Genomic DNA, 21,870 nt, shown 5'->3' on the forward strand with positions numbered 1-21,870 from the left:
GGCGGCGGCGCCGCGAGCTCGAAGGATGCGGAATATGGTTCAGGAACTGATCGGCACGGGCACGGGGGCGATTCATGTGCCCTCCCCGGCGCTGGCGAAGGCCGCTTCGGTCTCGGCCTTGGTCCAGCGCGGGTGATCACCGGCGAATGCATAGCCGTCCGGCTTGCGGTCGATGAAGATCTCGAGGGTCATCGGCACGCCGTTCGGCGCGTCGAAGGTCCCGAGTGCCACCTCGTAGTTTTGTGGCCCGACCAGCAGGTGATAGTAGAGCGTCGTGCCGCAGCGATCGCACCATGCGCGCTCCGCCCACTCGGACGAGCGATAGCTGCGGATGTTCTCCGCGCCCTCGAAGCGGATGTCGTCCGGCGGCACCGTCACGCAGACCAGCGCCGAGCCGACCCACCGGCGGCAGATCTCGCAATGGCAGGCGTGGGATTCCGTCGCGGTGAGCGTCGTCTCGAAGCGCACCGCGCCGCAAAGGCAGCCGCCGCGCATTGCCTCATGCCTGATCTCGTCCATCACCGAGCCCCCCGGCTGGCCGCGCCGGGGCGCGGCAGTTCGGTCAGCGATACTGACCTCTTCGCCCGCCGACCCGTGTTCAGCAGGCATATGCCCCATGCATGGTCCGTGCGTCGGCCGCGCATGACACGACTACTCTGCCGCCACCGCTTCGACCGCGCGCGTGTCGAGCCACGCGAGGATGCTGTCGGCCGCCTCACGCCCGTCGCGGATCGCCCAGACCACGAGACTCGCGCCCCGCACGATGTCACCGGCCGCATAGACGCCTTCGAGGCTGGTCTGCTTGGTCAGGAAGTCCGCCTTGATGGTGCCCCAGCGGGTGACTTCCAGCCCGTCGACGTTCCAGAGCTTCGGCAGTTCCTCCGGCTCGAAGCCCAGCGCCTTGATGACGAGTTCCGCCGGCTCGGTGTAGTCGGCGTCCGGGATCACTTCCGGCGTCTGGCGCCCCGAGACGTCCGGCGCGCCGAGCCGCATCCGGCTCACCCGCACGCCCGTCACCGCCGCATCGCCGGTGAAGCCCTTGGGCGCGGTCAGCCATCCGAACTCGACGCCCTCCTCCTCGGCGTTCGCCACCTCGCGCTGCGAGCCCGGCATGTTCGCCCGGTCGCGGCGGTAGAGGCACGTCACCTTGGCAGCGCCCTGACGGATCGCCGTGCGCACGCAGTCCATCGCCGTGTCGCCGCCGCCGATGACCACGACGCGCTTGCCCTCGGCATTGAGTTCGCCCGACTCGAAGGCCGGCACCGGGTCGCCGAAGCTCAGGTGGTTCGAGGTGGTCAGGTAGTCGATCGCCTTGACGATCCCCGGCAGCCCCGCGCCCGGCCCGCCGAGATCGCGCGACTTGTAGACGCCCGTGGCGATCAGGATCGCGTCGTGGCGCGACCGCAGCTCGTCGAACGAGAGCGTCTCGCCAATGTTGCAGTCGAGCTCGAACGTGACGCCGCTCTGGACGAGCTGGTCGTTGCGGCGGACCACCACGTCCTTCTCGAGCTTGAAGCCCGGGATGCCGTAGGTGAGCAGGCCGCCGGCGCGATCATGGCGGTCGTAGACCGTCACCTGAATGCCGACCCGGCGCAGCTTGTCGGCCGCCGCGAGCCCACCCGGCCCGGCACCGATGATGCCGACGCTTTCCGGCCGCTCCGCCGCCGGTTTCACCGGGATCACCCAGCCCTCGTCCCAGGCGGTATCGGTGATGTACTTCTCCACCGCGCCGATGGTGACCGTGCCGTGGCCCGACTGCTCGATGACGCAATTGCCCTCGCAGAGGCGGTCCTGCGGGCAGATCCGCCCGCAGATCTCGGGGAAGGTGTTGGTGCTCTGGCTGAGCTCGTAGGCTTCGCGCAGCCGCCCCTCGGCGGTCAGCTTCAGCCAGTCGGGAATGTTGTTGTGCAGCGGGCAATGGGTCTGGCAGTACGGCACCCCGCACTGCGAGCAGCGGCTCGCCTGCTCCGCCGCCTTGGCAGCCGCGAACTCGCGATAGATCTCGTCGAAGTCCTCGCGCCGCTCCGCCGCATCGCGCTTGACCGGCATATCCCGGGAAACGCTGACGAACTTGAGCATCTTCTGTTCGGCCATAAGCTTCCCCCCACGTCGTTCAGGCAGGCACACGCCCACCGCCCCCGAGGCCAAAGCTTCTAGATCATCGCCCGAAAAATGAAAAGTCAGATGTACTGACCTAAAACAACCTAATTTCCGATGCGGCCCGGCTCAGGCGCACATTTCTTCCGGAAATTAGGTCGCATTTGCGACCTAAGCCCCGCCTGACTGAAGCAGGAGCCCGATCAGGGCCACGACCCCGACAATGATTCGCCACCACCCGAAGAGGCCGTAGCCACGCCGGGACACGAAATCGAGCAGCCGGCTGACCACCAGCACGGCGGCAATGAAGGCGCAGACGAAGCCGACGGCGATCACCGCGAAATCGCTGGAACTCAGCGCCGCATGGTTCTTGTAGAGGTCGTAGGCGAAGGCGCCGGCCATGGTCGGCATGGAGAGAAAGAACGAGAACTCCGCCGCCGAGCGCTTGCTCGCCCCGAGAAGCAGCGCGCCGACGATGGTGGAGCCGGAGCGGGACACCCCGGGGATCATCGCGAGGCACTGGATGAAGCCGATCTTCAGCGCCATGGGCAGCGGGAAATCCACCGCATCTTCGTAGATCGGCTGATCCTCCCGCCGATCGACCCAGAGCAGGATGACGCCGCCGACGATCAGCATGATCGCGATCAGCATTGGCGTCTCGAACAGCACCGTCTTGATGAAGCCGTGCGCGAGAGCGCCGATCACCGCGGCGGGCAGGAACGCGAGAAGGATCGCGAAGATGAACCGCCGCGCCTTCGGATCAGTCGGCGCCGCGACGGCCAGCGCGACCAGCCGCCGGGAGTAGACCGTCAGGATCGCCAGGATCGCGCCGAGCTGAATCAGCACCTCGAAGGCCTTGCCCGTCGAGTGGAAGCCGAGGAAGTGGCCCGCCAGCAGGATGTGGCCGGTGGAGGAAACGGGAATGAACTCGGTCAGCCCCTCGAGAACACCGAGGATGGCTGCTACCAGCAACGCGTTTTCGTGCAAACGTCAGGTCCTTGGACGGAGATTTCTCGCGGAATCGGTGATCGCATCGAACTGGCCGTGCGGCCGGTAGACGTAGAGATAGTCCTCGAGCACCGCTTCCATTGCTGTGGGGACGATACCGACCTCGATAAGGCCCGGCAACTTGCCGGAGATCACGTTGTCATGTTCGAGCAGCGTGATCTGGTCGTTGGTGACGACAGTGTTCGCAACAAGCCCGCCGGTGATCCGCTGCACGAAATCGAGGATTCCCGCCGGGATCCGCGCAAGGCCGGGAGGGATGGCGAACGCGAGGCGCCGACGATCGGTGATCTTGAGGATCCGCGCCATGATGTCGCGGAAGCTCACCACCTCGGGGCCGCCGAGTTCGTAGATGCCGGCCGGAAGCGTGCCGGCCGCGCCGCGCGCCGCGGTCTCGGCCACGTCGCCCACATAGACCGGCTGGAACCGCGTCTCCGGTGCCACCACCGGCACGATCGGGAGCAGCCGCGCCATGGCGGCGAACTTGTTGAAGAAGCTGTCGCCGTCCCCGAAGACCACCGAGGGCCGCAGGATCACTGCGTTCGGGAAGGCGGCGAGCACCGCCGCTTCCCCCCGTCCCTTGCCGGCGGCATAGGCGCTGGCGCTGTCGGGGTTGGCGCCGATCGCCGAGAGGTGCACGAGGCTCGTCACCCCGGCCTCGGCGGCGAGACGGGCGATGCGCGCCGGCCCCTCGTCGAGGATAGCCTCGAAGGTCTGCTTGCCGGACGGCGACAGGATCCCGGTGCAGTTCACCACCGCTGTCGCCCCGACGATCGCTGCCCGGGTCGATGCTTCGTCGCGGATGTTGGCCTGGATCGGCTCCACCTGCCCGACAAACCCGTAGGGCCGCACGAACCCCGCCTCGTCGGGACGACGGACGGCAACGCGCACCCGCCAGCCGGCGCGGGCCATGCGCTGCGCGACCTGACGGCCGATGAACCCGGAACCGCCGAAAATCGTGACGATGGGGACGGACATGGGTGGGGCCTCCGCGGAGCTTTTCGCTTCTGCAATACGGTGAACTGACGCGGGCGACAAGCGCCCGCGTGGGCTTCGGGTCACTCGCGCCAGGCCTCGGCGACCCAGGACGAGGGCCGCAGATAGTGGCGGAGGTAGCGCAGTGGCGGGTCCGGGCGGTCGCCGAATACGCCACGCAGATGCTCGCCGGGCGACGCGGGGCGGTAGTTCGGCCCCCAGTGCCCGGCAATCGCGTGCGGCGGCAGGAGACCACCCGGAAAGATCACCACCCGGGCGCCGTCGGGCACCCTGGGCGGCAGGAAGAAGTTCAGCGGAAACGTCCGCGCGCAATGATAGCGGAAATGCCGGACCCAGGGCGCCGGCCAGAAGCGGATGCCGCCCGGTGCCTCGCGCGTCACGTACCGCTGCTCGAACTTGTAGGTGTCGGCCACGCCCTGCGGATCGGCCCTGAAGCGGTCCTGCAGCGGCAGGAGCTTGCCGACCGGAAAGCGGAAGAGCGAGGTCTGCCCGAGGCGCTCCATCGGCGTGTTCGGGTTCCGCGCGAGGATCACCTCGTCAGGCTCGCCGTAGCTGAAGAAGTCGTCGAGCGATCCCACGACCACCAGGTCGAGGTCCATGAAGAGCACCGGGCCGGTGAGACTGCCGAGCGTCGGGCTCCAGAGCCGCGCCTTCGGCCAGATCCCCTTGGTTCCGGTCGGCATCGGCACGTCGAGCGGCGGCAGCGGCTCGGCGCTGATCTCCGGCCGAAAGCCGGTGGGATCGTCGGTGAAGCAGGTGAAGGTGAACGGAGGCGTGATGTTGCGCGCCACCATGCCATAGAGCCGGTTGACGTAAGGCGGCCCGTACTTCGGGCCCCAGCTGATGCAGATGACCTGCTTGACCGCTGGCGAGGCGACGGCCGGATTGACGGGCGGGTTCATGACGGCCCCCGGTCAGAAGTCGACCGCGAGGCCCTTTTTCTCCCAGTCGCCATAGCGCACCGGCTCGGGTCCGTCACGGCCGCCGATCTCGGGCGGCAGGTCCTGCTTCGGCTGCGCGGCGCGGCGCGCCTCGGCCTCCGCGAGCGCCCGCGCCGCCGCCGCGGCCTGCCGCGCCTCTTTTTCCGTCGGCTGCCCGGACATATATCTTCTCCCGTGAGGTTCCGTTGCCGATAATATAATCCCCGCGCCGCGTCGCAAGACGTCGCGGGCGCGGCGGAGAGGAAGGGTGATGAACTACGTCCGGACGATGATGCTGCTCGCAGCGATGACCGCGCTCTTCATGGGGGTCGGTTACCTGCTTGGCGGCACTGGCGGCATGATGATCGCGTTCGCCGTCGCGATCGGCACCAACGCGTTCGCCTACTGGAACTCGGACAAGATGGTGCTTCGGATGCACAACGCCGAGCCGGTGACACGGGCGAGCGCGCCGGAGCTCTACGAGATGGTCGGCCGCCTCGCGGGGCGCGCCGGCTTGCCGATGCCGAAGGTCTACATCATCCGTGAGGAGCAGCCGAACGCATTTGCGACCGGCCGCAACCCGGAAAACGCCGCCGTTGCCGCGACCACCGGCATCCTGAAGCTTCTCGATCGGGAGGAACTCGAAGGCGTCATCGCCCACGAACTCGCCCATGTGAAGAATCGCGACATCCTGACGATGACCGTCGCCGCGACCGTCGCGGGCGCGATCTCGATGCTGGCGCAGTTCGGGTTTCTCTTCGGGGGCAACCGGGATCGCGACAACCCGCTCGGGCCGATCGGCGTGCTTCTCGCCGTGCTCTTCGCGCCGCTCGCCGCCATGCTGATCCAGATGACGATCAGCCGCACGCGGGAATATTCCGCCGACAAGCTCGGCGCGCAGATCAGCGGCAACCCCCTCGGCCTTGCCACGGCGCTTCGCAAGATCTCGACCTTTGCCGGGCGTATCCCCATGCCAACGGCCGAGCGTAACCCGACCTCGGCGCCGCTCTTCATCATCAACCCGCTTTCCGGGCAGCGCATGGACAACCTCTTCTCGACCCACCCGAACGTGGAGAACCGCATCAAGGCGCTCGAGGCGCAGGCCCGCGACATGCCGGCGGCATCGAACGTCCGGCAGAGCACGATCCCCCCTGTCCGGCGGACCCGGTCCTGACCCGGCCCCCTACCCGATCGGCCGGCCGCCCGTCCACACGACCGGCGTCCCGCAGACCCGGTCCGACCTCGGCGCCCGGTCTCCCCGCACGGGAGGCCGCCGCGCGGCTTCTCGCCGGCGTGCTGCGCGACCACCGCGCGCTCGGCGACCAGATCGGATCGCTTGACAGGCTCGCGCCGCCAGATCGCGCGCGGGCGCAGGCGCTCGCCACGGCGACGCTGCGCCATCTCGGGCGGATCGATGCCTTCCTCGACCACTTTCTGACCCGCCGCCCGCCCGCGCCGGCGCTCGACGCGCTGCGCCTCGCCACCACGGAACTTCGCGTCCATGGGATCCCGCCGCACGCCGCGGTGGATGCGGCCGTGCGACTCGTCTCCGCCGGAAAGAACCGGACCCTTGCCGGCCTCGTCAATGCCGTCGCCCGCCGGGTCGCCGATGCCGCGGAACTCTGGGAGGCGACCCCGGAGGCGCCGCTCGCGGACTGGCTCGCCCGCCCGATCGCCGCTGCCTGGGGCAAGGCCGCCGCCGAGCGGATCGCGCTCGTCAGCCGGCAGCCGTCGCCGGTCGACCTCACGCTCCGCGATCCGTCGACGGCCAGCGCCCTCGCCGCCGAGCTTGGCGCCACGCTGCTGCCGACCGGAAGCCTGCGCCTTGCGACGCCGGGACAGGTCTCGGCGCTGCCGGGCTTCGACGCCGGTGCCTGGTGGGTGCAGGACGCCGCCGCCGCGCTGCCGATGCGGCTCCTGCCCGACGTCGCCGGGCGCCGCGTTCTCGATCTCTGCGCGGCACCGGGGGGCAAGTCCCTGCAACTTGCCGCTGCCGGTGCCGAAGTGACATCGCTCGACATCTCCGAGGCGCGGCTCGGCCGCCTGCGGGACAATCTCGCGCGCACGCAGCTGGCCGCCGAACTGGTTGCCGCCGACGCGCTCGCGTGGACGCCCGACGCGCCCTATGACGCGATCCTCCTCGACGCACCCTGCAGCGCCAGCGGCACGCTGCGGCGGCACCCGGATCTTGCGTATCTTCCCCGCGACCTCGCGCCGCTCATCACGCTGCAAGACGCGCTTCTCGACCGGGCGTGGGGCTGGCTCGCGCCGGGCGGCCATCTGGTCTTCTGCACCTGCTCGCTTTTCCCGGCCGAAGGCGAGGAGCGCATCGCCCGCTTCCTCGCCGGCCACCCGGAGGCCACGGTTCTGCCCGCCGATCCGGCGCGCCTCGGTGTGGAGCCCGCATGGATCGACGCTTCCGGCGCGCTCCGCACGCGCCCGGACTTCTGGCCTGGGGAGGGCGGCGTTGACGGCTTCTACGCCGCCTGCATCACGGCACCGTCCTGAACCGCATCGTCCAGGTGCCAGTAGGCCACGTAGCTCTTTGCGAGCAGCGCGACACGCTCGGTGTGGATGGTGCAGTTGGGAAACAGATGCGCGACTTCCGACCGGCTCAGGAGGTTCACCGCCTCGACCACCCGGCGCCGCCGCGCCAGCGGCATGCGGCGGAAGCGCTTCGCCGCCGAAAGCGACAGCATCCGCGCCCGCATGGGCGCTCCGAACCAGTGCATGAACGCCACATGAAAATGCGGCTCGATCGGAAAGCTCCAGGCCGGGGTCTGCATCCACCCCGCCCGCCCGACGCGGCGCAGCTCGGTCGCCATTGCCCCGATGTCATCCCACCCGCCCACGTGCTCGATGACCGAATTCGAGTGGACGAAATCGATCGATTTGCTCTCGTGCCCCGCAAGGTTTCGCGCATCGCCAACACTGCGGGTGAACAGATCCTTCGGAGCGCCGTCCGGCAGAGGACGATCGAGTTCGCTCTCCTCGAAATTCATCAGGTCTATTCTGGAAATTCCATCCATACTGGGAAGATTGAGCCAGTAGTCGGGCCGGCCGCCAACATCCATGATTACCAGATCCCGTCCGAGCCGGCGAACCGCATCGTCGATCTGTTGCCTCAGCAACAGTGCCCGCCTGCGCCGAAACCTGTTGACGGTTCCATGATTGGCATAGTTCAACGACAACATGATCATCCCTTACAACAAACCACAGGAATCTTGAGTCGCGGGGCGCAGTATACCACGAATTGCGAAAATTGGTGCGGCGATGAGTGATTGTAGTGTGACAGCGTTGAGCGAGAGGCTCTCCGAAAGCGGAATGGCATACGGACGCGTGACATGCCGAGCTGCGAATGGCTAAGTGCGTTACACATTCCCACCTTCTCCCGGTCCCCTCGACATGCCGTCTGCCTCTTTGACCCTGAAGGCCCTGGGAGGCAGGCTCGGCCGCGCCCCGCGTGCCTGGCAGAACCGGCTCTGGGCGCGGCAGGCATGGTCGCGCCATCGGCCGGACGTTGCCGCAAACCTGCCCGAGCCGATGTTGCTCGGCGATGCCGGGCGGGGGCAGCAACTGCTCGCCGGCACCTGGGAGCCGCTTGGCACGGCACTGCCGCTCGATGGGGCGGCGATCTGGCTGGCTCCCGCCGACGACCCGCGGATCGAGCCGCTGAGGCAGACGTTTCGCTGGCTCGACGATCTCGCCGCCCTCGGAAACCGCGCGGCTCGCGCCGAGGCTCAGGGCTGGCTCCTCGACTGGATCAGGCGCTGCGGACGCGGGATCGGCCCGGGCTGGGAGCCGGCGATCGCCGGCGAGCGTGCCATGCGCTGGACGGGGCATTCGCGTCTTCTCACCCAGGGCCTCGACGAGGCGGACGCCGCCGGCTTCTGGCGCGCACTCGCGGCGCACCAGCGCTACCTCGCGCGTGCCTGGCCGCACGCAGGCCCGGGTGTTCCGCAGCTTCAGGCCCTCGGCGGGCTGGTCTGGAGCGGGCTCGTCCTGCCCCATCCCGGCCACGCCGGCGCGGTGGCAGAGCTCGCCGCCCTCGCCGAGACGCTGGTCGGGCAGGACGGCGGCACCGCCTCCCGCGCGCCGGAAGAGCTCTCCGAGGTGCTGATCCTCCTGATCTGGACCGCGCGCCTGCTCGAGAACGCGGGCCAGCGCACCATGGCGCCGCACCTGCAGGCGATCCTCCGGGCGGTTCCGGTGATCCGGCCGCTTCGCATGGGCGACGGCGCCATGGCGCGCTTCCACGGCGGCGGCAGCGGCGAGCCCGAACGGCTCGATCAGGCGCTGGCCGAGCTGAAGCTCTCCGCCCAGCAGAAGCCGCAGCTTCCCATGGGGTTTGCGCGACTGGCCGGCGGGCGTCTCGTCCTCCTGATGGACGCCGCGCCGCCGCCCGAGACCGGGGCCGCGGGCACCCTCGCCTTCGAGCTCAGTGCGGCGCGCCAGCCCCTCGTGGTGAACGCCGGCCCCGGCGGCGCGTTCGGACCGGTAGAGGCCCTGCGCGCGCGCAGCACCGCGGCACAGTCCACCGTCGAGGTCGCGGGCTTCTCCTCCGCGCTCATCGCCACCGACGATCTCGCCGCCCGCACCTTCGGGCCGCGCCTCGAGGCCGGCCCGGCGCTCGTGGCGGTGCGCCAGGCGCAGGACCCCTCGGGCCAGTGGCTCGTGGCGACACACGACGGATATGCGAACCGCCTCGGGCTGCTGCACGAGCGGCGGATCTTCGTCGAGGCGAAGGGCACCGAGGTCCGGGGCGAGGATATCCTGAGCGTGCCCGACGCGGGCGCGCGCGACCGCTACGAGCGGGCCTTCCCGGGCGGTCGCACCGATTTCGCCGCGCGCTTTCATCTGCATCCGGCGGTCGGGGTCGAGCACGACGACATCCGCCAGATCGTGCTCCTCACCCTGCCCGCGGGCGAGGTCTGGATGTTCCGCGCCGCCGGTGGCGCAATCTCGATCGAGCCGTCGATCTACTACGACACGGGCGCACCCGCACCGCAAAGCGCGTCGCAGGTGGTTGTCCGTGCCGAGGTGGTCGGCTATCTCGGCCAGGTCACCTGGTCTTTCAGCCGTCTCCCCGAGCCCGCCGCGCATTGACGCGGGCCGATCGGGACGGACTTTCCGGAACGGAGCCTCGTTTAAGCCATGTCCACTGACCTCGTCCCCGTCCGGCGCGCTCTGCTGTCGGTGTCCGACAAGACCGGCCTCGTCGATCTCGCCCGTGTCCTCGCCGACCGCGGCGTCGAACTGCTCTCGACCGGCGGCACCGCGCAGGCGCTACGCGACGCCGGCCTGCCGGTGCGCGACGTGGCCGAGGTGACGGCGTTCCCGGAGATGCTCGACGGCCGGGTGAAGACGCTGCATCCGGTGGTCCACGGCGGCCTGCTGGCGCGCCGCGACCTCGACGAGCACCGCGCCGCGCTCGACACGCACGGCATCGGCACGATCGACCTGCTCGTGGTGAACCTCTACCCCTTCGAGGCGACGGTGGCGAAGGGCGCGGACTATGCGACCTGCATCGAGAACATCGACATCGGCGGGCCGGCGATGCTGCGCTCGGCGGCGAAGAACCACGCCTTTGTCACCGTCCTGACCGACGTCGCCGACTATGCGCCGCTCCTCGCCGAGCTCGAAGCGAACGACGGGGCGACCTCGCCCGGTTTCCGCAAGGCGGCCGCGCTCACCGCCTTCAGCCGCACCGCCGCCTACGACGCCGCCGTCTCGGCATGGATGGCCGGCGCGCTGGCCGAGGCGACGCCGCGCCGCCGCGCCTTCGCCGGCGAGCTCGCCCAGCCGCTCCGCTACGGCGAGAACCCGCATCAGGCGGCGGCCTTCTACCGCGACGGCTCGTCCCGCCCGGGCGTTGCCACCGCCCGCCAGCTGCAGGGCAAGGAACTTTCCTACAACAACATCAACGACACTGACGCCGCGTTCGAGCTGGTGGCCGAGTTCGCGCCCGACGCCGGCCCGGCCTGCGCGATCATCAAGCACGCCAATCCCTGCGGCGTCGCGCACGGTGCGAGCCTCGCGGAGGCCTACCGCGCCGCCTATGACTGCGACCGCACCTCGGCCTTCGGCGGCATCGTCGCGCTGAACCAGACCCTCGACGCCGAGACCGCGGCCGCCATCGCCGAGATCTTCACCGAGGTCGTCATCGCCCCCGACGTGACCGACGAGGCGGCAGCCATCTTTGCCGGCAAGAAGAACCTGCGCCTGCTCGTCACCGGCGGCCTGCCGGATCCGGCGGTGTCCGCTCTCGCCTGGCGGCAGGTGGCGGGCGGCTTTCTCGTCCAGTCCCGCGACAACGGCCGCCTCGACCCGGGCGCGCTCAAGGTCGTGACCAAACGCGCCCCGACCGACGTGGAACTCGCCGATCTCGCCTTCGCCTGGACCGTGGCGAAGCACGTCAAGTCGAACGCCATCGTCTACGCCCGGGCCGGCGCGACCGTCGGCATCGGCGCCGGCCAGATGAGCCGGGTCGATTCGACCCGCATCGCCGCCCGCAAGGCCGAGGACATGGCGACGGCCCTCGGTCTCGCCACCGTGCCCACCATCGGCTCCTGCGTCGCGTCCGACGCCTTCTTCCCGTTCCCCGACGGCCTGCTCGCCGCCGCGGCGGCCGGGGCGACCGCGGTGATTCAGCCCGGCGGCTCGATGCGCGACGCTGAGGTGATCGCCGCCGCCGACGAGGCCGGTCTCGCGATGGTCTTCACCGGCATGCGCCACTTCCGCCACTGATGCCGAATCTCGCGCGCACGCTTCTCGTCGCGGCGGTGATCTTCCTGATCGACCGCGCGACGAAAATCTGGGTGGTGGTTCACCTCGACCTGGCGAACCGGCTGCATATCCCGGTGTTCGACCCGTGGGTGAACTTCGCCATGGCCTGGAACCAGGGGATCAATTTCGGCCTCTTCGACTTCGGCACGGCGGGACGCTGGATTCTCATCGGCCTCGCCGTGGCGATCTGCATCGGCGTTCTCAACTGGGCCCGTCGTGGTGCCTGGATGCAGGCGATCGGCGCTGGCCTGATCGTCGGCGGCGCGCTCGGCAACGTCTGGGACCGCTTTCGCTGGGGCGCGGTCGCGGACTTCATCAACATGAGCTGTTGCGGCATCGCGAACCCGTTCGCGTTCAACGTCGCCGACGCGGCGATCTTCGCCGGAGCGGCCGTGCTGTTGCTCTGGAGCAGGCCTTCGGGCGGCGACGACGCGACGACGCGCAAGGGGTGGTGACGCCGCGCCCCGAGTAGGCTAGAGGTGCGCGAGGCGGCTTCGAGGAGGATCATGCGCTCACGGCGGACACTGGCGGCAGCGACGCTCTTCGTGGCGGCGATTGCGCTGGCCGGCTGCCAGGGCCGCGGCGCGGCGGGCGCGTTGCGTTCGGCGGGCGTCGGTGGCACGCCGGACGAATTCATGATTTTGCCGACGAAACCTCTCGAGATGCCCGAGAACCTCGTCGCCCTGCCGCCGCCCACGCCGGGCGCGGTGAACCGGGTCGACTACCAGCCGCATCAGCAGGCCGTCGCGGGGCTCACCGGCCGCCCGGCGCTCTCCGCCGCAAACGGCACCGCGCTTGTGGCGCGCGCCGGCCCGGTCGATCCGAACGTCCGGAGCCAGCTGGCCGTTGACGACGCCGAATGGCGTGCCACCCATCACGGCCTGTTCTTCGAGCGGCTGTTCACCCGGGACAGGGCAACCGTCGTCTACAAGCCCATGGTCCTCGATGCACCCGCCGAACTCGAGCGGCTGCGGCGCATGGGTGTCGAGGTGCCGCCGCCGCCGCCCGCGGTGATGGAACAGAACTGAGCCGGCGTTAACCACTATCCGGTAGCCCGAGCGCGGACCTCATGCTACCAATAGGGGTATGAACGCCCCGACCCCCAACATAAGCCGTCGCCCTATCCGGCAGCTCGATGCTGCGGCAGCGAACCGCATCGCCGCCGGCGAGGTGGTGGAGCGCCCTGCCTCGGCGGTCAAGGAACTGGTCGAGAACGCCATCGACGCCGGCGCGCGCCGGGTCGACGTCGCCTATGCCGATGGCGGCAAGCGGCTGATCCGCGTCGAGGACGACGGCCACGGCATTCCGGCGGACGAACTGCCGCTCGCGCTCCAGCGCCACGCCACATCGAAGATCGACGGCAGCGATCTCGTCAACATCCTGACCTTCGGCTTTCGCGGCGAGGCCCTGCCGTCGCTCGGCGCCGTCGGCCGGCTCACCGTCACCTCCCGCGCCAGGGGTGCATCGGAGGCCGTGTGCCTCGGCGTCCGTGGTGGCAACGCGGAGCCGCCACGCCCCGCCGCGCTGGCGCGCGGCACCGTCGTCGAGCTCGAAGGGCTCTTCACCGCCACCCCGGCGCGGCTGAAGTTCCTGCGCTCCGACCGTGCGGAGGCGCAGGCGATCGGCGAGACCCTGCGCCGCCTCGCCATGGCCGCGCCGGGCGTCGCCTTCACCCTCACCGACCGCTCCGACCCCGACTCACCCCGCGAGATCCTGCGTCTCGACGCCGAGTCCGGCGATCTCTTCGACGCGCTCGGCAACCGGCTCCGCGCGCTTCTCGGGCCGGATTTCCTCGCGAATGCGCTCAGGATCGACGCCGAGCGCGAAGGCGTCGCCCTGACCGGCTATGCCGCGCTCCCCACCTACTCACGCGGCTCGGCGGTCACCCAGCATCTCTTCGTCAACGGCCGGCCGGTGCGCGACAAGCTGCTCCTCGGCGCGCTGCGCGCCGCCTACGCCGATCTGCTGTCCCGCGACCGCCATCCGGCGGCGGCGCTCTTTGTCGATCTCGACCCGGAGCAGGTGGACGTGAACGTCCATCCCGCCAAGGCCGAGGTCCGCTTCCGCGATCCCGGCCTCGTGCGTGGCCTCGTGGTCGGTGGTCTGCGGCAGGCGCTTGCCGGCGCCGGCCACCGGGCGAGCAGCACCGTCGGCGGCGCCATGCTCGGCACCTTCCGCCCCGAAACCTTCCGCCCCGACACCGCGCCGGACGCTCGGCCCGCGCCCTTCCCGGCCCCGCGCGGCGTCTGGCCCACCCGGCCGGTCACCGGCTTCGCCGAGCCGCTCGGCACCGACGGCTGGTCGGCAAGGGTCGAGCCGGCCTCCCCGGAGCCCGACCCCGAGGCGGAGGAACTGCCGCTCGGCGTGGCCCGCGCCCATGTCCACGAGACCTACATCGTGGCGCAGACCCGCGACGGCATGGTGATCGTCGACGCGCACGCCGCCCACGAACGGCTGACCTACGAGAAGCTGAAGGCCGCCCGCGCCGCGAACGGGGTCGCGGGCCAGATGCTGCTGATCCCCGAGATCGTCGAACTCGACGCCGGCTCGCGGGCACGCCTCATCGAGGCGCAGGCGGAACTCGACCGCCTCGGCCTCGCTTTCGAGCCGTTCGGCGGCAGCGCGCTCTGCGTCCGCGAGACCCCGGCGATTCTCGGAGAGGTGGATTGCCGCCGGCTGCTGCCCGACCTCGCCGACGCGCTCGATGCCGACGAGGGGCGGGGGCTCGAGGCGCGCATCGACGCGGTGCTCTCGCGCATGGCCTGCCACGGCTCGGTCCGCTCCGGACGGGCGCTGCGCGCGGAGGAAATGAACGCTCTGCTGCGCGCCATGGAAGCGACGCCGCTCTCCGGCCAGTGCAACCACGGCCGCCCGACCTATGTGGAGCTGAAGCTCCACGACATCGAGCGGCTGTTCGGTCGGCGATGACTGGGCGATGACGGGGACGATGATCGAGATCGGTGGCACCAGCCTCGACCCTGGCGATCCGCGCCTCTGGGCCGGCGCGGTGGCGTTGCTGTTGCTGTTCCTGCTCTGGCGCTCGGTGGCGCGCTCTTCCCGGGCGGTCGAGCCGCTGGCGCGCCACATCGCCGCCCTCGACGGCGCCGTGCGGGCGCTGAACGACGGCCAGCAGCAGCTTCACGGCGGCATCACCCACGTCTCCGAGGCGCAGGCGGCGGCGCAGGCACGCCTCGCCCAGTCGCTCGAGGCGCGGCTTGCCGACGTGACCCGCGCCATGGGGGACAGCCTCAATTCCAGCGCGATCCGCACCGCGCGCTCCCTCGGCGAGTTGCAGCAGCGGCTCGAGACGATCGACAGGGCCCAGACCAAGATCGAAAAGCTCTCGGGCGACGTACTCGGCTTGCAGGACATCCTCTCGAACAAGCAGACGCGCGGCGCGTTCGGCGAGATCCAGCTCCGCGAGATCGTGACGCGCGCGCTGCCGCCCGACGTCGTCACCTTCCAGGCGACGCTCTCGAACGGCACCCGGGCCGACTGCCTGATCCAGCTGCCGAACCCGCCCGGGCCGATCGTCATCGACGCGAAGTTTCCGCTCGAGCCTTACGAGGCGCTGCGCGCCGCCCGGGCGCCGGCGGAAGTCGTGACCGCCCAACGCCAGATGCGCGCGGCGGTCAGGGCGCACATGAAGGCGATCGCCGAGAAATACGTGATCGAAGGCGAGACCGCCGAGGGCGCGCTGATGTTCCTGCCCTCCGAAGCGGTCTACGCCGAGCTGCACGCCAGCTTTGGCGATCTGGTCCGCGAGGGCTTCGGCATGCGGGTCTGGATCGTCTCGCCGACCACCTGCATGGCAACGCTCCACACGCTGCGGGCCGTCCTGAAGGACGCCCGGCTTCGCGCCGAGGCCAACACCATCCGCCGGGAACTCGGGCTGCTCCACAAGGACGCCGAGCGCCTCGCGGCCCGTGTCGCGAACCTCGACCGCCACTTTGGTCAGGCCCAGAAGGACATCGAGGAAATCAAGATCTCCGCCGAGCGCACTCAGGTCCGCGCCCGTCGACTCGAAGCCATCGACTTCGCCGAGACGCCGCCCGAGCGCGCCGCCATCGTGGAGCTGCCGAGGAGCCGCGAGGGCTAGGATCCGGCCGCCGGGGGCCTCACACCGCCGGCGTCAGCTTCGGCCGCCGGCCGAAGACCGGCGCGGTCAGCACCGTCTGGGGTTTCTGCCCGCCCAACTCCAGCGTCCGGGCGCGCAGCACGTCCGTCGCCTCGGACGAACTCGCCGGCAGCGAATCGGGCTCGATCAGCTGCCCGATGTTGATCCGGTAGGGCTGCCGCGGCTTGTTCAGCACCTCGTGGAACAACGTGATGTCGCGCAGGGTCGGATGGATGCGGTCAAAGAGGTAGAACAGCGCCGAATTGCGCGCGGTGATGTGCAGCGGCACGACGGGCAGGTTGAACTTCCGCACCATCATCGCCCCCGACGCCATCCACGGCCGCTCGTGCAGCGACAGCCACCGCCGCTTGGCGAGCCGCCCGGACGGAAAGAGCACGGCGAGCCGCCCGTCGTCGAACGCTCGACGGGTGTAGTCCATCGTCTCGCGATTCTGCTTGTGCGTCCGCTTCTCCGGCCGCCACTCCACCGGGGCGATGACCTCGCCGAGCGATGGCAGCACCCGCACCGCATCTGCGTTGGCAAAGATGAAGAGATCCGGCCGCACCTTTGAAAGCACGCCATAGAGCACGATTCCGTCGGCGATCCCGGTCGGATGGTTGCAGACGATCATGGCCGGCCCGCTGCGCGGCACGTTCTCAAGGCCGCTGACCTCCACGTGATGCGCGATCATCTCATAGAGTGATTGCAGCGCCACATCACCGGGGAAGGATTCCAGCGCTTCGCCAATCTGGACGGTCCGATCGTACTGCAACAGACGATGAAGCACCCGCCGGGCCAACGCAACGCCGTGCCCTTCGCGCCGCAACCAGGGCGCCCGTTCCTCGATCAGCTGGTCGACGACCTCGCGCATAGCGCTTGATTTTTACTCCCGCGCGCGAGCGGTGACAAGACGACGGGATCACTTCTCTGCTGCACCGCGCAATAACCTGCCGACGATCTCGCCGGTGTCGCGCGACAGATCAGGCCGCGCCGCCAGCCGTTCGAGCTCGGCTTTCATCAGCGCCTGCCGCCCCGGATCGAACATCCGCCACGTCCCGAGCAGGCTTGCGAGGCGGGCCGTGGTCTGAGGGTTCAGCGAGTCGAGCCGGATCAGCCAGTCCACGACCAGCCGATATCCGCTCCCGTCGGCCCGGTGGAACCCGGCCGGGTTGCCCGAGGCGAACGCACCGATCAGCGAACGGAAGCGGTTGGGGTTCCTCCAGTCGAAATCCTCGCGCCGGCTCAGGGCTTCCACGGTCTCGACCGCCGTCTCGGGAGGCGTCAACGCCGCCTGAACGGTGAACCACTTGTCAATGACAAGGCGATCGTGCCGCCACTCGCTGTGGAACGCGGCCAGCTCCTTCTTGCCGAGGCCGCGGCTCACGAGAAGCGACAGCGCGGTCATCCGCTCGGTCATGTTGTCGGCGCTCGCGTATTGCGCCCGTGCCACCGATCCGGCCGGATCAAGAGCCGTCAGCGCCGCAAGGGCACGCCCCCGCAGCGCCCGCCGGCCGGCTGCGTCCGCGTCGGGTGTGTAGGGCCCCGGCACGACGTTTGAGTCGTAAAGCGCCCGCGCCCGGTCTCCAAGCGCGCGGGCCACCGCCGTCTCCAGCGCGCGCCGCCGGCGCCAGACCTCGAGCGGATCAGGCGCCCTGCCCACGGCAGCGATCTGCGCCATCACCTCGTCCTCGGAAGGCAGCGACAGCAGGAGCGCCCGGTACGCGGGATCGAGCGCGGGGTCGTCCGCCACGGCGACGAGCGCCGCGAGGTACGCCGGATCGGGTTCACCCTCGGGTCCCGTCAGCTCGGCGAGCGCAAAGCTCCGCCCGGCCTCCCAGCGGGTGAAGGAGTCGCTGTCATGCGCGAGCAGGAAGGCCCGATCGGCGGGCGTGATCTCGTGCTCGACGATCACCGGCGCCGAGAAACCGCGCAGCAGCGACAGGACCGGCCGCTCCGGCAGCTCCCAGCCAAAGGCGCGCTCGGCCTCGGAGAATTCGAGAAGCCCCGCTTCGAGCGTGCTGCCATCAGAGCCGAGCAGGCCGAAGGCGACAGGCAGGACCAGCGGCGCCTTCTCCGGCTGCCCCGGTGTCGGCGGTGTCGTCTGCGAGAGCCGGAGGGTGAACTTCCCGTCCGCCCAGTCGGTTTCCGCCTTCAGCCGTGGCGTGCCGGCCTGTGAATACCAGCGCGCGAACTGCGAGAGATCGCGGCCCGAGACGTTCTCGAACACCCGGAGCCAGTCCTCGATGGTGCAGGCCTGCCCGTCGTGGCGCTCGAAATAAAGGTCGAGCGCCTTGCGATAGACCTCCGGCCCCACCAGCCGGCGCAGCATTCCGATGACCTCGGCGCCCTTCTCGTAGACGGTCGCCGTATAGAAGTTGTTGATCTCGATATATTCCGTCGGCCGGACCGGATGCGCGAGCGGACCTGCGTCCTCGCGGAACTGCGTCGCGCGCAGGCGCAGCACGTCCTCGATCCGCTTCACCCCGGCGCTGCGCTCGTCCGCGGAAAACTGCTGGTCGCGAAAGACCGTCAGGCCCTCCTTCAGGCAGAGCTGGAACCAGTCGCGGCAGGTGATCCGGTTGCCCGTCCAGTTGTGGAAATACTCATGGGCAATGATCGTCTCGATGGACTTGTAGTCGGCATCCGTCGCCGTCTCCGGGCTCGCCAGAACGAAGCGCGAGTTGAAGATGTTGAGCCCCTTGTTCTCCATCGCCCCCATGTTGAAGTCGTCGACGGCGACGATCATGAAGCGGTCGAGATCGTACTCGCGCCCGTAGGTCTCTTCGTCCCAGCGCATGGAGCGCTTGAGCGCGTCCATGGCGTAGGCGCAGCGCGGCTCGTCGCCCGGACGCACCCAGATCTGCAACAGGACGTCGCGGCCCGAGGCGGTGGTGAAGTGATCCTCGACAGCGCGGAGATCGCCCGCGACCAGCGCGAAGAGGTATGACGGCTTGGCCCAGGGGTCCTGCCACTCGGCCCAGCCCTCGCCCGAGCCGACGAGATTGCCGTTCGAGAGCAGGACCGGCGCGCTGCCGTCGGCGGGGCCTTCGATGCGCACCCTGAAGGTCGTCATCACGTCGGGCCGGTCGGGCCAGAAGGTGATCTTGCGGAAGCCCTGCGCCTCGCACTGGGTGCAGTACATGCCCCGCGACATGTAGAGGCCTTCGAGCGCGGTGTTCGTCTCGGGCGAGATCTCGGTCTCGGCCTCCCAGACGAACGCCGACGGCACGTGCGCAGCGGCCACGGTCAGTCCCTCGCTGTCCTCCGTGAGGGCGTTCTGCGGCACCGGCACGCCGTCGATCGTCGCCGAGACGAGCGTCAGCCCGCGACCGTCCAGGCGCAGATCGGCGGCGCCCTCGTCGGCACGCGCCGGGTTGCGATAGAACCTGACGCGGGCATTGACCCGGGTCGCCGTCGGATGGAGCCGCAGGGTAAGCTCCACGGACTCCACGAGATAGTCCGGCAGGCGATAGTCTGCGAGGCGGATGGTGGGGGCGTGGGCGTCGGTGCGCATGGGATGGACTCCTGTGCGGGTTCTGCCGCGGCCGGACCATGCTACCAGCGCCGGGGAGTCGCAAGCCCGGCCGCGCGACACGCGGAGGCGTGGCCGACCAATGCCGCGGAATTGACTCGCCGACGCCCCTTTGCCACAAGGACGTTTTCCGCAGCGGGCGACCGCGTGGACCTCTCTTAGGCCTCTTCAGGAGAACCCTGCCGGTGATCCCTCCCGTTCTTCCGACCTACGCCCGTGCGCCGCTCGCCTTCGTATCCGGCGAAGGCCCTTGGCTCATCGAGGAGAGCGGTGAGCGATATCTCGACCTCGGCGCCGGCATCGCGGTCACGGCGCTCGGCCATGCCCATCCGGTGCTGGTGCAGGCGCTGAGCGAGCAGGCCTCGAAGCTCTGGCACACCTCGAACCTCTACCGCATCCCGAACCAGGAGGCGCTGGCGGAGAAGCTGGTGGCCGCGACCTTCGCGGATACGGTGTTCGTCACCAACTCGGGCACCGAGGCGATCGAGTGCGCGATCAAGATGGCGCGCAAGCATTTCGACTTCAACGGCCAGCCCGAGCGCAACCGGATCATCGCCTTCGAGGGCTCGTTCCATGGCCGGAGCTATGGGGCGATCTCGGCGGCGGGGTCGGACAAGATGGTGAAGGGCTTCGGCCCCGTGGTACCGGGCTTCGATCACCTGCCCTTCGGTGATCTCGACGCCGTGCGCGCCACGATCGGGCCGGAGACGGCGGCGGTGCTCGTCGAGCCGATCCAGGGCGAGGGCGGCATCCGGCCGCTGTCGGTCGAGGCGCTGCGCGAGCTGCGGGCGATCTGTGACGAGGCGGGGATCCTGCTCATCCTCGACGAGGTGCAGTGCGGCATGGGCCGGACCGGCAAGCTCTTCCACCACGAGTGGGCCGGGATCACGCCCGACATCATGACCGTGGCGAAGGGGATCGGCGGGGGCTTCCCGCTCGGTGCCTGCCTCGCCACGGCGCAGGCGGCGGACGGGATGGGCCTCGGGACGCATGGCTCGACCTATGGCGGCAACCCGCTCGCCTGTGCTGTCGGCTGCGCGGTCATGGACGTGGTGACGGCGCCGGGCTTTCTCGACCAGGTGAGCCGCGTCTCGGGCCGCTTCCGGCAGGGGCTCGAGGGGCTCGTGGCGGCGCACCCGGAGGTCTTCGAGGCGGTGCGCGGCGAGGGGCTGATGCTCGGGCTGAAGTGCCGCAAGCCAAACACCGACGTGGTGGCGGCGGGCTACAAGGCGAAGGTTCTGCTGGTGGGCGCGGCTGACAACGTGGTTCGGCTGCTGCCGCCCCTGAACCTCACCGATGCGGAGGTGGACGAGGGGCTGCGCCGGATCGACGCGGCGGCGACGGCAATCGAGGTGGCAGCAGCGTGAGGCACTTTCTCGATCTGCACACCACCGACGTCGCGGAGCTTCGCGGCATTCTCGATCAGGCCGTCGCCATGAAGACGGCCCGCGCCGGCTGGCCGAAGGGCCGGCGCGATGCGGAGCTGCCGCTCGACGGCCATGTGGTGGCGCTCGTCTTCGAGAAGCCCTCGACGCGGACGCGCGTGAGCTTCGACGTGGGCGCCCGGCAGCTCGGGGGCAGCACGCTGGTGCTCTCGGGAGGCGAGATGCAGCTCGGGCATGGCGAGACGATCGCCGACACCGCCCGGGTGCTGTCGCGGTTCGTCGATCTCATCATGATCCGCACGTTCGAGGAGGCGACCCTCACCGAGCTGGCCGAGAACGCGAGCGTTCCGGTGATCAACGGGCTGACCGACGCGAGCCATCCCTGCCAGATCATGGCCGACGTGATGACCTTCGAGGAGCATCGCGGACCGATCCGGGGCGCGAAGGTGGTCTGGTCGGGCGACGGCAACAACGTCTGCTCGTCGTTCCTGCACGCGGCCGGCCAGTTCGGCTTCGACTTCACCTTCACCGGGCCGGCATCGCTCGACCCCGCGCCGGGGCCGGTGGCGTTCGCGCGCTCGAAGGGGGTGAAGGTCGAGATCGAACGCGATCCCATGAAGGCCGTGGACGGCGCCGATCTCATCGTCACCGACACCTGGCTCTCGATGCACGACCCGCAGAGCGCCCGCGAGCGGCGTCACACCCTGCTCCGGCCGTATCAGGTGACGGCGAAGCTCATGGGGGCAGCGAAGCCCGACGTGCTCTTCATGCACTGCCTGCCGGCACACCGCTCCGAGGAGGTGACGAGCAGGGTGATGGACGGGCCGCATTCGGTGATCTTCGACGAGGCGGAGAACCGGCTGCACGTCCAGAAGGCGATCATGCGCTGGTGCCTCGAGGTGTGAGCGGAGCCGCTGCGCAAGGTGCGCGGGCGGGCTATGTTGTTGAACATCATTCGGTAGGTGATTGCGCGTCAAGCGACGCGCAATTCTGATTGCCAACGGGGAAGCAACCCGGGCGCCCAAATCCCCA

The 21,870-nt window shown here is 69.6% G+C and carries 19 protein-coding genes; 10 read left to right on the plus strand and 9 right to left on the minus strand.

Annotation, left to right across the window (positions count from 1 at the left end):
- Positions 1-72: 72 nt before the first annotated feature.
- The 6 genes from HNP73_RS04505 to HNP73_RS04530 all read right to left on the minus strand — a co-directional run bounded on the left by HNP73_RS04505 (position 73) and on the right by HNP73_RS04530 (position 5,201).
- A complete protein-coding gene (locus HNP73_RS04505; protein ID WP_246399513.1) occupies positions 73-519 on the minus strand; it encodes a GFA family protein in 447 nt (148 codons plus the stop codon).
- A 132-nt stretch (positions 520-651) separates the two neighbouring features.
- On the minus strand, positions 652-2,094 hold the full coding sequence (locus HNP73_RS04510) for an NAD(P)-dependent oxidoreductase (protein WP_184147409.1): 1,443 nt from the start codon (positions 2,092-2,094) through the stop codon (positions 652-654).
- A gap of 174 nt (positions 2,095-2,268) precedes the next feature.
- Positions 2,269-3,084, minus strand: a complete 816-nt coding sequence (locus tag HNP73_RS04515) for an undecaprenyl-diphosphate phosphatase (RefSeq protein WP_184147410.1) — start codon at positions 3,082-3,084, stop codon at positions 2,269-2,271.
- 3 nt (positions 3,085-3,087) lie between these two features.
- Positions 3,088-4,080 carry a complex I NDUFA9 subunit family protein gene (locus HNP73_RS04520; RefSeq protein WP_184147411.1) on the minus strand — a complete coding sequence of 331 codons (993 nt, stop codon included), beginning with the start codon at positions 4,078-4,080 and terminating at the stop codon, positions 3,088-3,090.
- Between the two features lie 80 nt (positions 4,081-4,160).
- Positions 4,161-5,000 carry a glycosyl transferase gene (locus HNP73_RS04525; RefSeq protein ID WP_184147412.1) on the minus strand — a complete coding sequence of 280 codons (840 nt, stop codon included), beginning with the start codon at positions 4,998-5,000 and terminating at the stop codon, positions 4,161-4,163.
- A 12-nt stretch (positions 5,001-5,012) separates the two neighbouring features.
- Positions 5,013-5,201, minus strand: coding sequence for a DUF1674 domain-containing protein (locus HNP73_RS04530; RefSeq protein ID WP_184147413.1), 189 nt, complete (start codon positions 5,199-5,201; stop codon positions 5,013-5,015).
- A gap of 88 nt (positions 5,202-5,289) precedes the next feature.
- Between HNP73_RS04530 and htpX the strand changes: the two genes are divergently transcribed.
- Positions 5,290-6,192, plus strand: coding sequence for a zinc metalloprotease HtpX (gene htpX / locus HNP73_RS04535; protein WP_184147414.1), 903 nt, complete (start codon positions 5,290-5,292; stop codon positions 6,190-6,192).
- On the plus strand, positions 6,189-7,526 hold the full coding sequence (locus tag HNP73_RS04540) for a transcription antitermination factor NusB (RefSeq protein WP_184148032.1): 1,338 nt from the start codon (positions 6,189-6,191) through the stop codon (positions 7,524-7,526). Before htpX ends, HNP73_RS04540 begins: the two co-directional genes overlap by 4 nt.
- Here HNP73_RS04540 and HNP73_RS04545 read toward each other — a convergent pair.
- A complete protein-coding gene (locus HNP73_RS04545) occupies positions 7,496-8,218 on the minus strand; it encodes a class I SAM-dependent methyltransferase (protein ID WP_184147415.1) in 723 nt (240 codons plus the stop codon). The genes HNP73_RS04540 and HNP73_RS04545 overlap by 31 nt on opposite strands.
- Positions 8,219-8,423: 205 nt before the next feature.
- Here HNP73_RS04545 and HNP73_RS04550 point away from each other — a divergent pair, with 205 nt between their 5' ends.
- From HNP73_RS04550 to HNP73_RS04575, 6 genes are read left to right on the plus strand one after another with little or no spacing between them, the layout of a single operon-like run.
- A complete protein-coding gene (locus tag HNP73_RS04550) occupies positions 8,424-10,124 on the plus strand; it encodes a heparinase II/III family protein (RefSeq protein WP_184147416.1) in 1,701 nt (566 codons plus the stop codon).
- A 48-nt stretch (positions 10,125-10,172) separates the two neighbouring features.
- Positions 10,173-11,765 (plus strand): bifunctional phosphoribosylaminoimidazolecarboxamide formyltransferase/IMP cyclohydrolase, encoded by a 1,593-nt coding sequence (purH, locus tag HNP73_RS04555; RefSeq protein WP_184147417.1) that lies wholly within the window; start codon positions 10,173-10,175, stop codon positions 11,763-11,765.
- Positions 11,765-12,259, plus strand: a complete 495-nt coding sequence (lspA, locus tag HNP73_RS04560) for a signal peptidase II (protein ID WP_184147418.1) — start codon at positions 11,765-11,767, stop codon at positions 12,257-12,259. Before purH ends, lspA begins: the two co-directional genes overlap by 1 nt.
- 51 nt (positions 12,260-12,310) lie before the next feature.
- A complete protein-coding gene (locus HNP73_RS04565; protein WP_184147419.1) occupies positions 12,311-12,832 on the plus strand; it encodes a DUF3035 domain-containing protein in 522 nt (173 codons plus the stop codon).
- A gap of 58 nt (positions 12,833-12,890) precedes the next feature.
- Positions 12,891-14,732: a DNA mismatch repair endonuclease MutL gene (mutL, locus tag HNP73_RS04570; protein ID WP_184147420.1), complete on the plus strand. Its 1,842-nt coding sequence runs from the start codon at positions 12,891-12,893 to the stop codon at positions 14,730-14,732.
- A gap of 19 nt (positions 14,733-14,751) precedes the next feature.
- Positions 14,752-15,903 (plus strand): DNA recombination protein RmuC, encoded by a 1,152-nt coding sequence (locus HNP73_RS04575; protein WP_184148033.1) that lies wholly within the window; start codon positions 14,752-14,754, stop codon positions 15,901-15,903.
- A 19-nt stretch (positions 15,904-15,922) separates the two neighbouring features.
- Here HNP73_RS04575 and HNP73_RS04580 read toward each other — a convergent pair whose 3' ends face one another.
- Together HNP73_RS04580 and pepN are read right to left on the minus strand one after the other, a co-directional pair.
- Positions 15,923-16,792 carry a 1-acyl-sn-glycerol-3-phosphate acyltransferase gene (locus HNP73_RS04580; RefSeq protein WP_184147421.1) on the minus strand — a complete coding sequence of 290 codons (870 nt, stop codon included), beginning with the start codon at positions 16,790-16,792 and terminating at the stop codon, positions 15,923-15,925.
- A gap of 48 nt (positions 16,793-16,840) precedes the next feature.
- On the minus strand, positions 16,841-19,435 hold the full coding sequence (pepN, locus tag HNP73_RS04585) for an aminopeptidase N (RefSeq protein ID WP_184147422.1): 2,595 nt from the start codon (positions 19,433-19,435) through the stop codon (positions 16,841-16,843).
- 203 nt (positions 19,436-19,638) lie between these two features.
- On the opposite strand from pepN, the gene HNP73_RS04590 reads away from it, so the two are divergent.
- Together HNP73_RS04590 and argF are read left to right on the plus strand one after the other, a co-directional pair.
- Positions 19,639-20,820: an acetylornithine transaminase gene (locus tag HNP73_RS04590; RefSeq protein ID WP_184147423.1), complete on the plus strand. Its 1,182-nt coding sequence runs from the start codon at positions 19,639-19,641 to the stop codon at positions 20,818-20,820.
- Positions 20,817-21,743 (plus strand): ornithine carbamoyltransferase, encoded by a 927-nt coding sequence (gene argF, locus HNP73_RS04595; protein ID WP_184147424.1) that lies wholly within the window; start codon positions 20,817-20,819, stop codon positions 21,741-21,743. The genes HNP73_RS04590 and argF overlap by 4 nt, the downstream gene beginning before the upstream one ends.
- Positions 21,744-21,870 lie beyond the last annotated feature (127 nt).

The sequence above is a fragment of the Amaricoccus macauensis genome (genome assembly GCF_014201905.1).
Lineage (GTDB): Bacteria > Pseudomonadota > Alphaproteobacteria > Rhodobacterales > Rhodobacteraceae > Amaricoccus > Amaricoccus macauensis.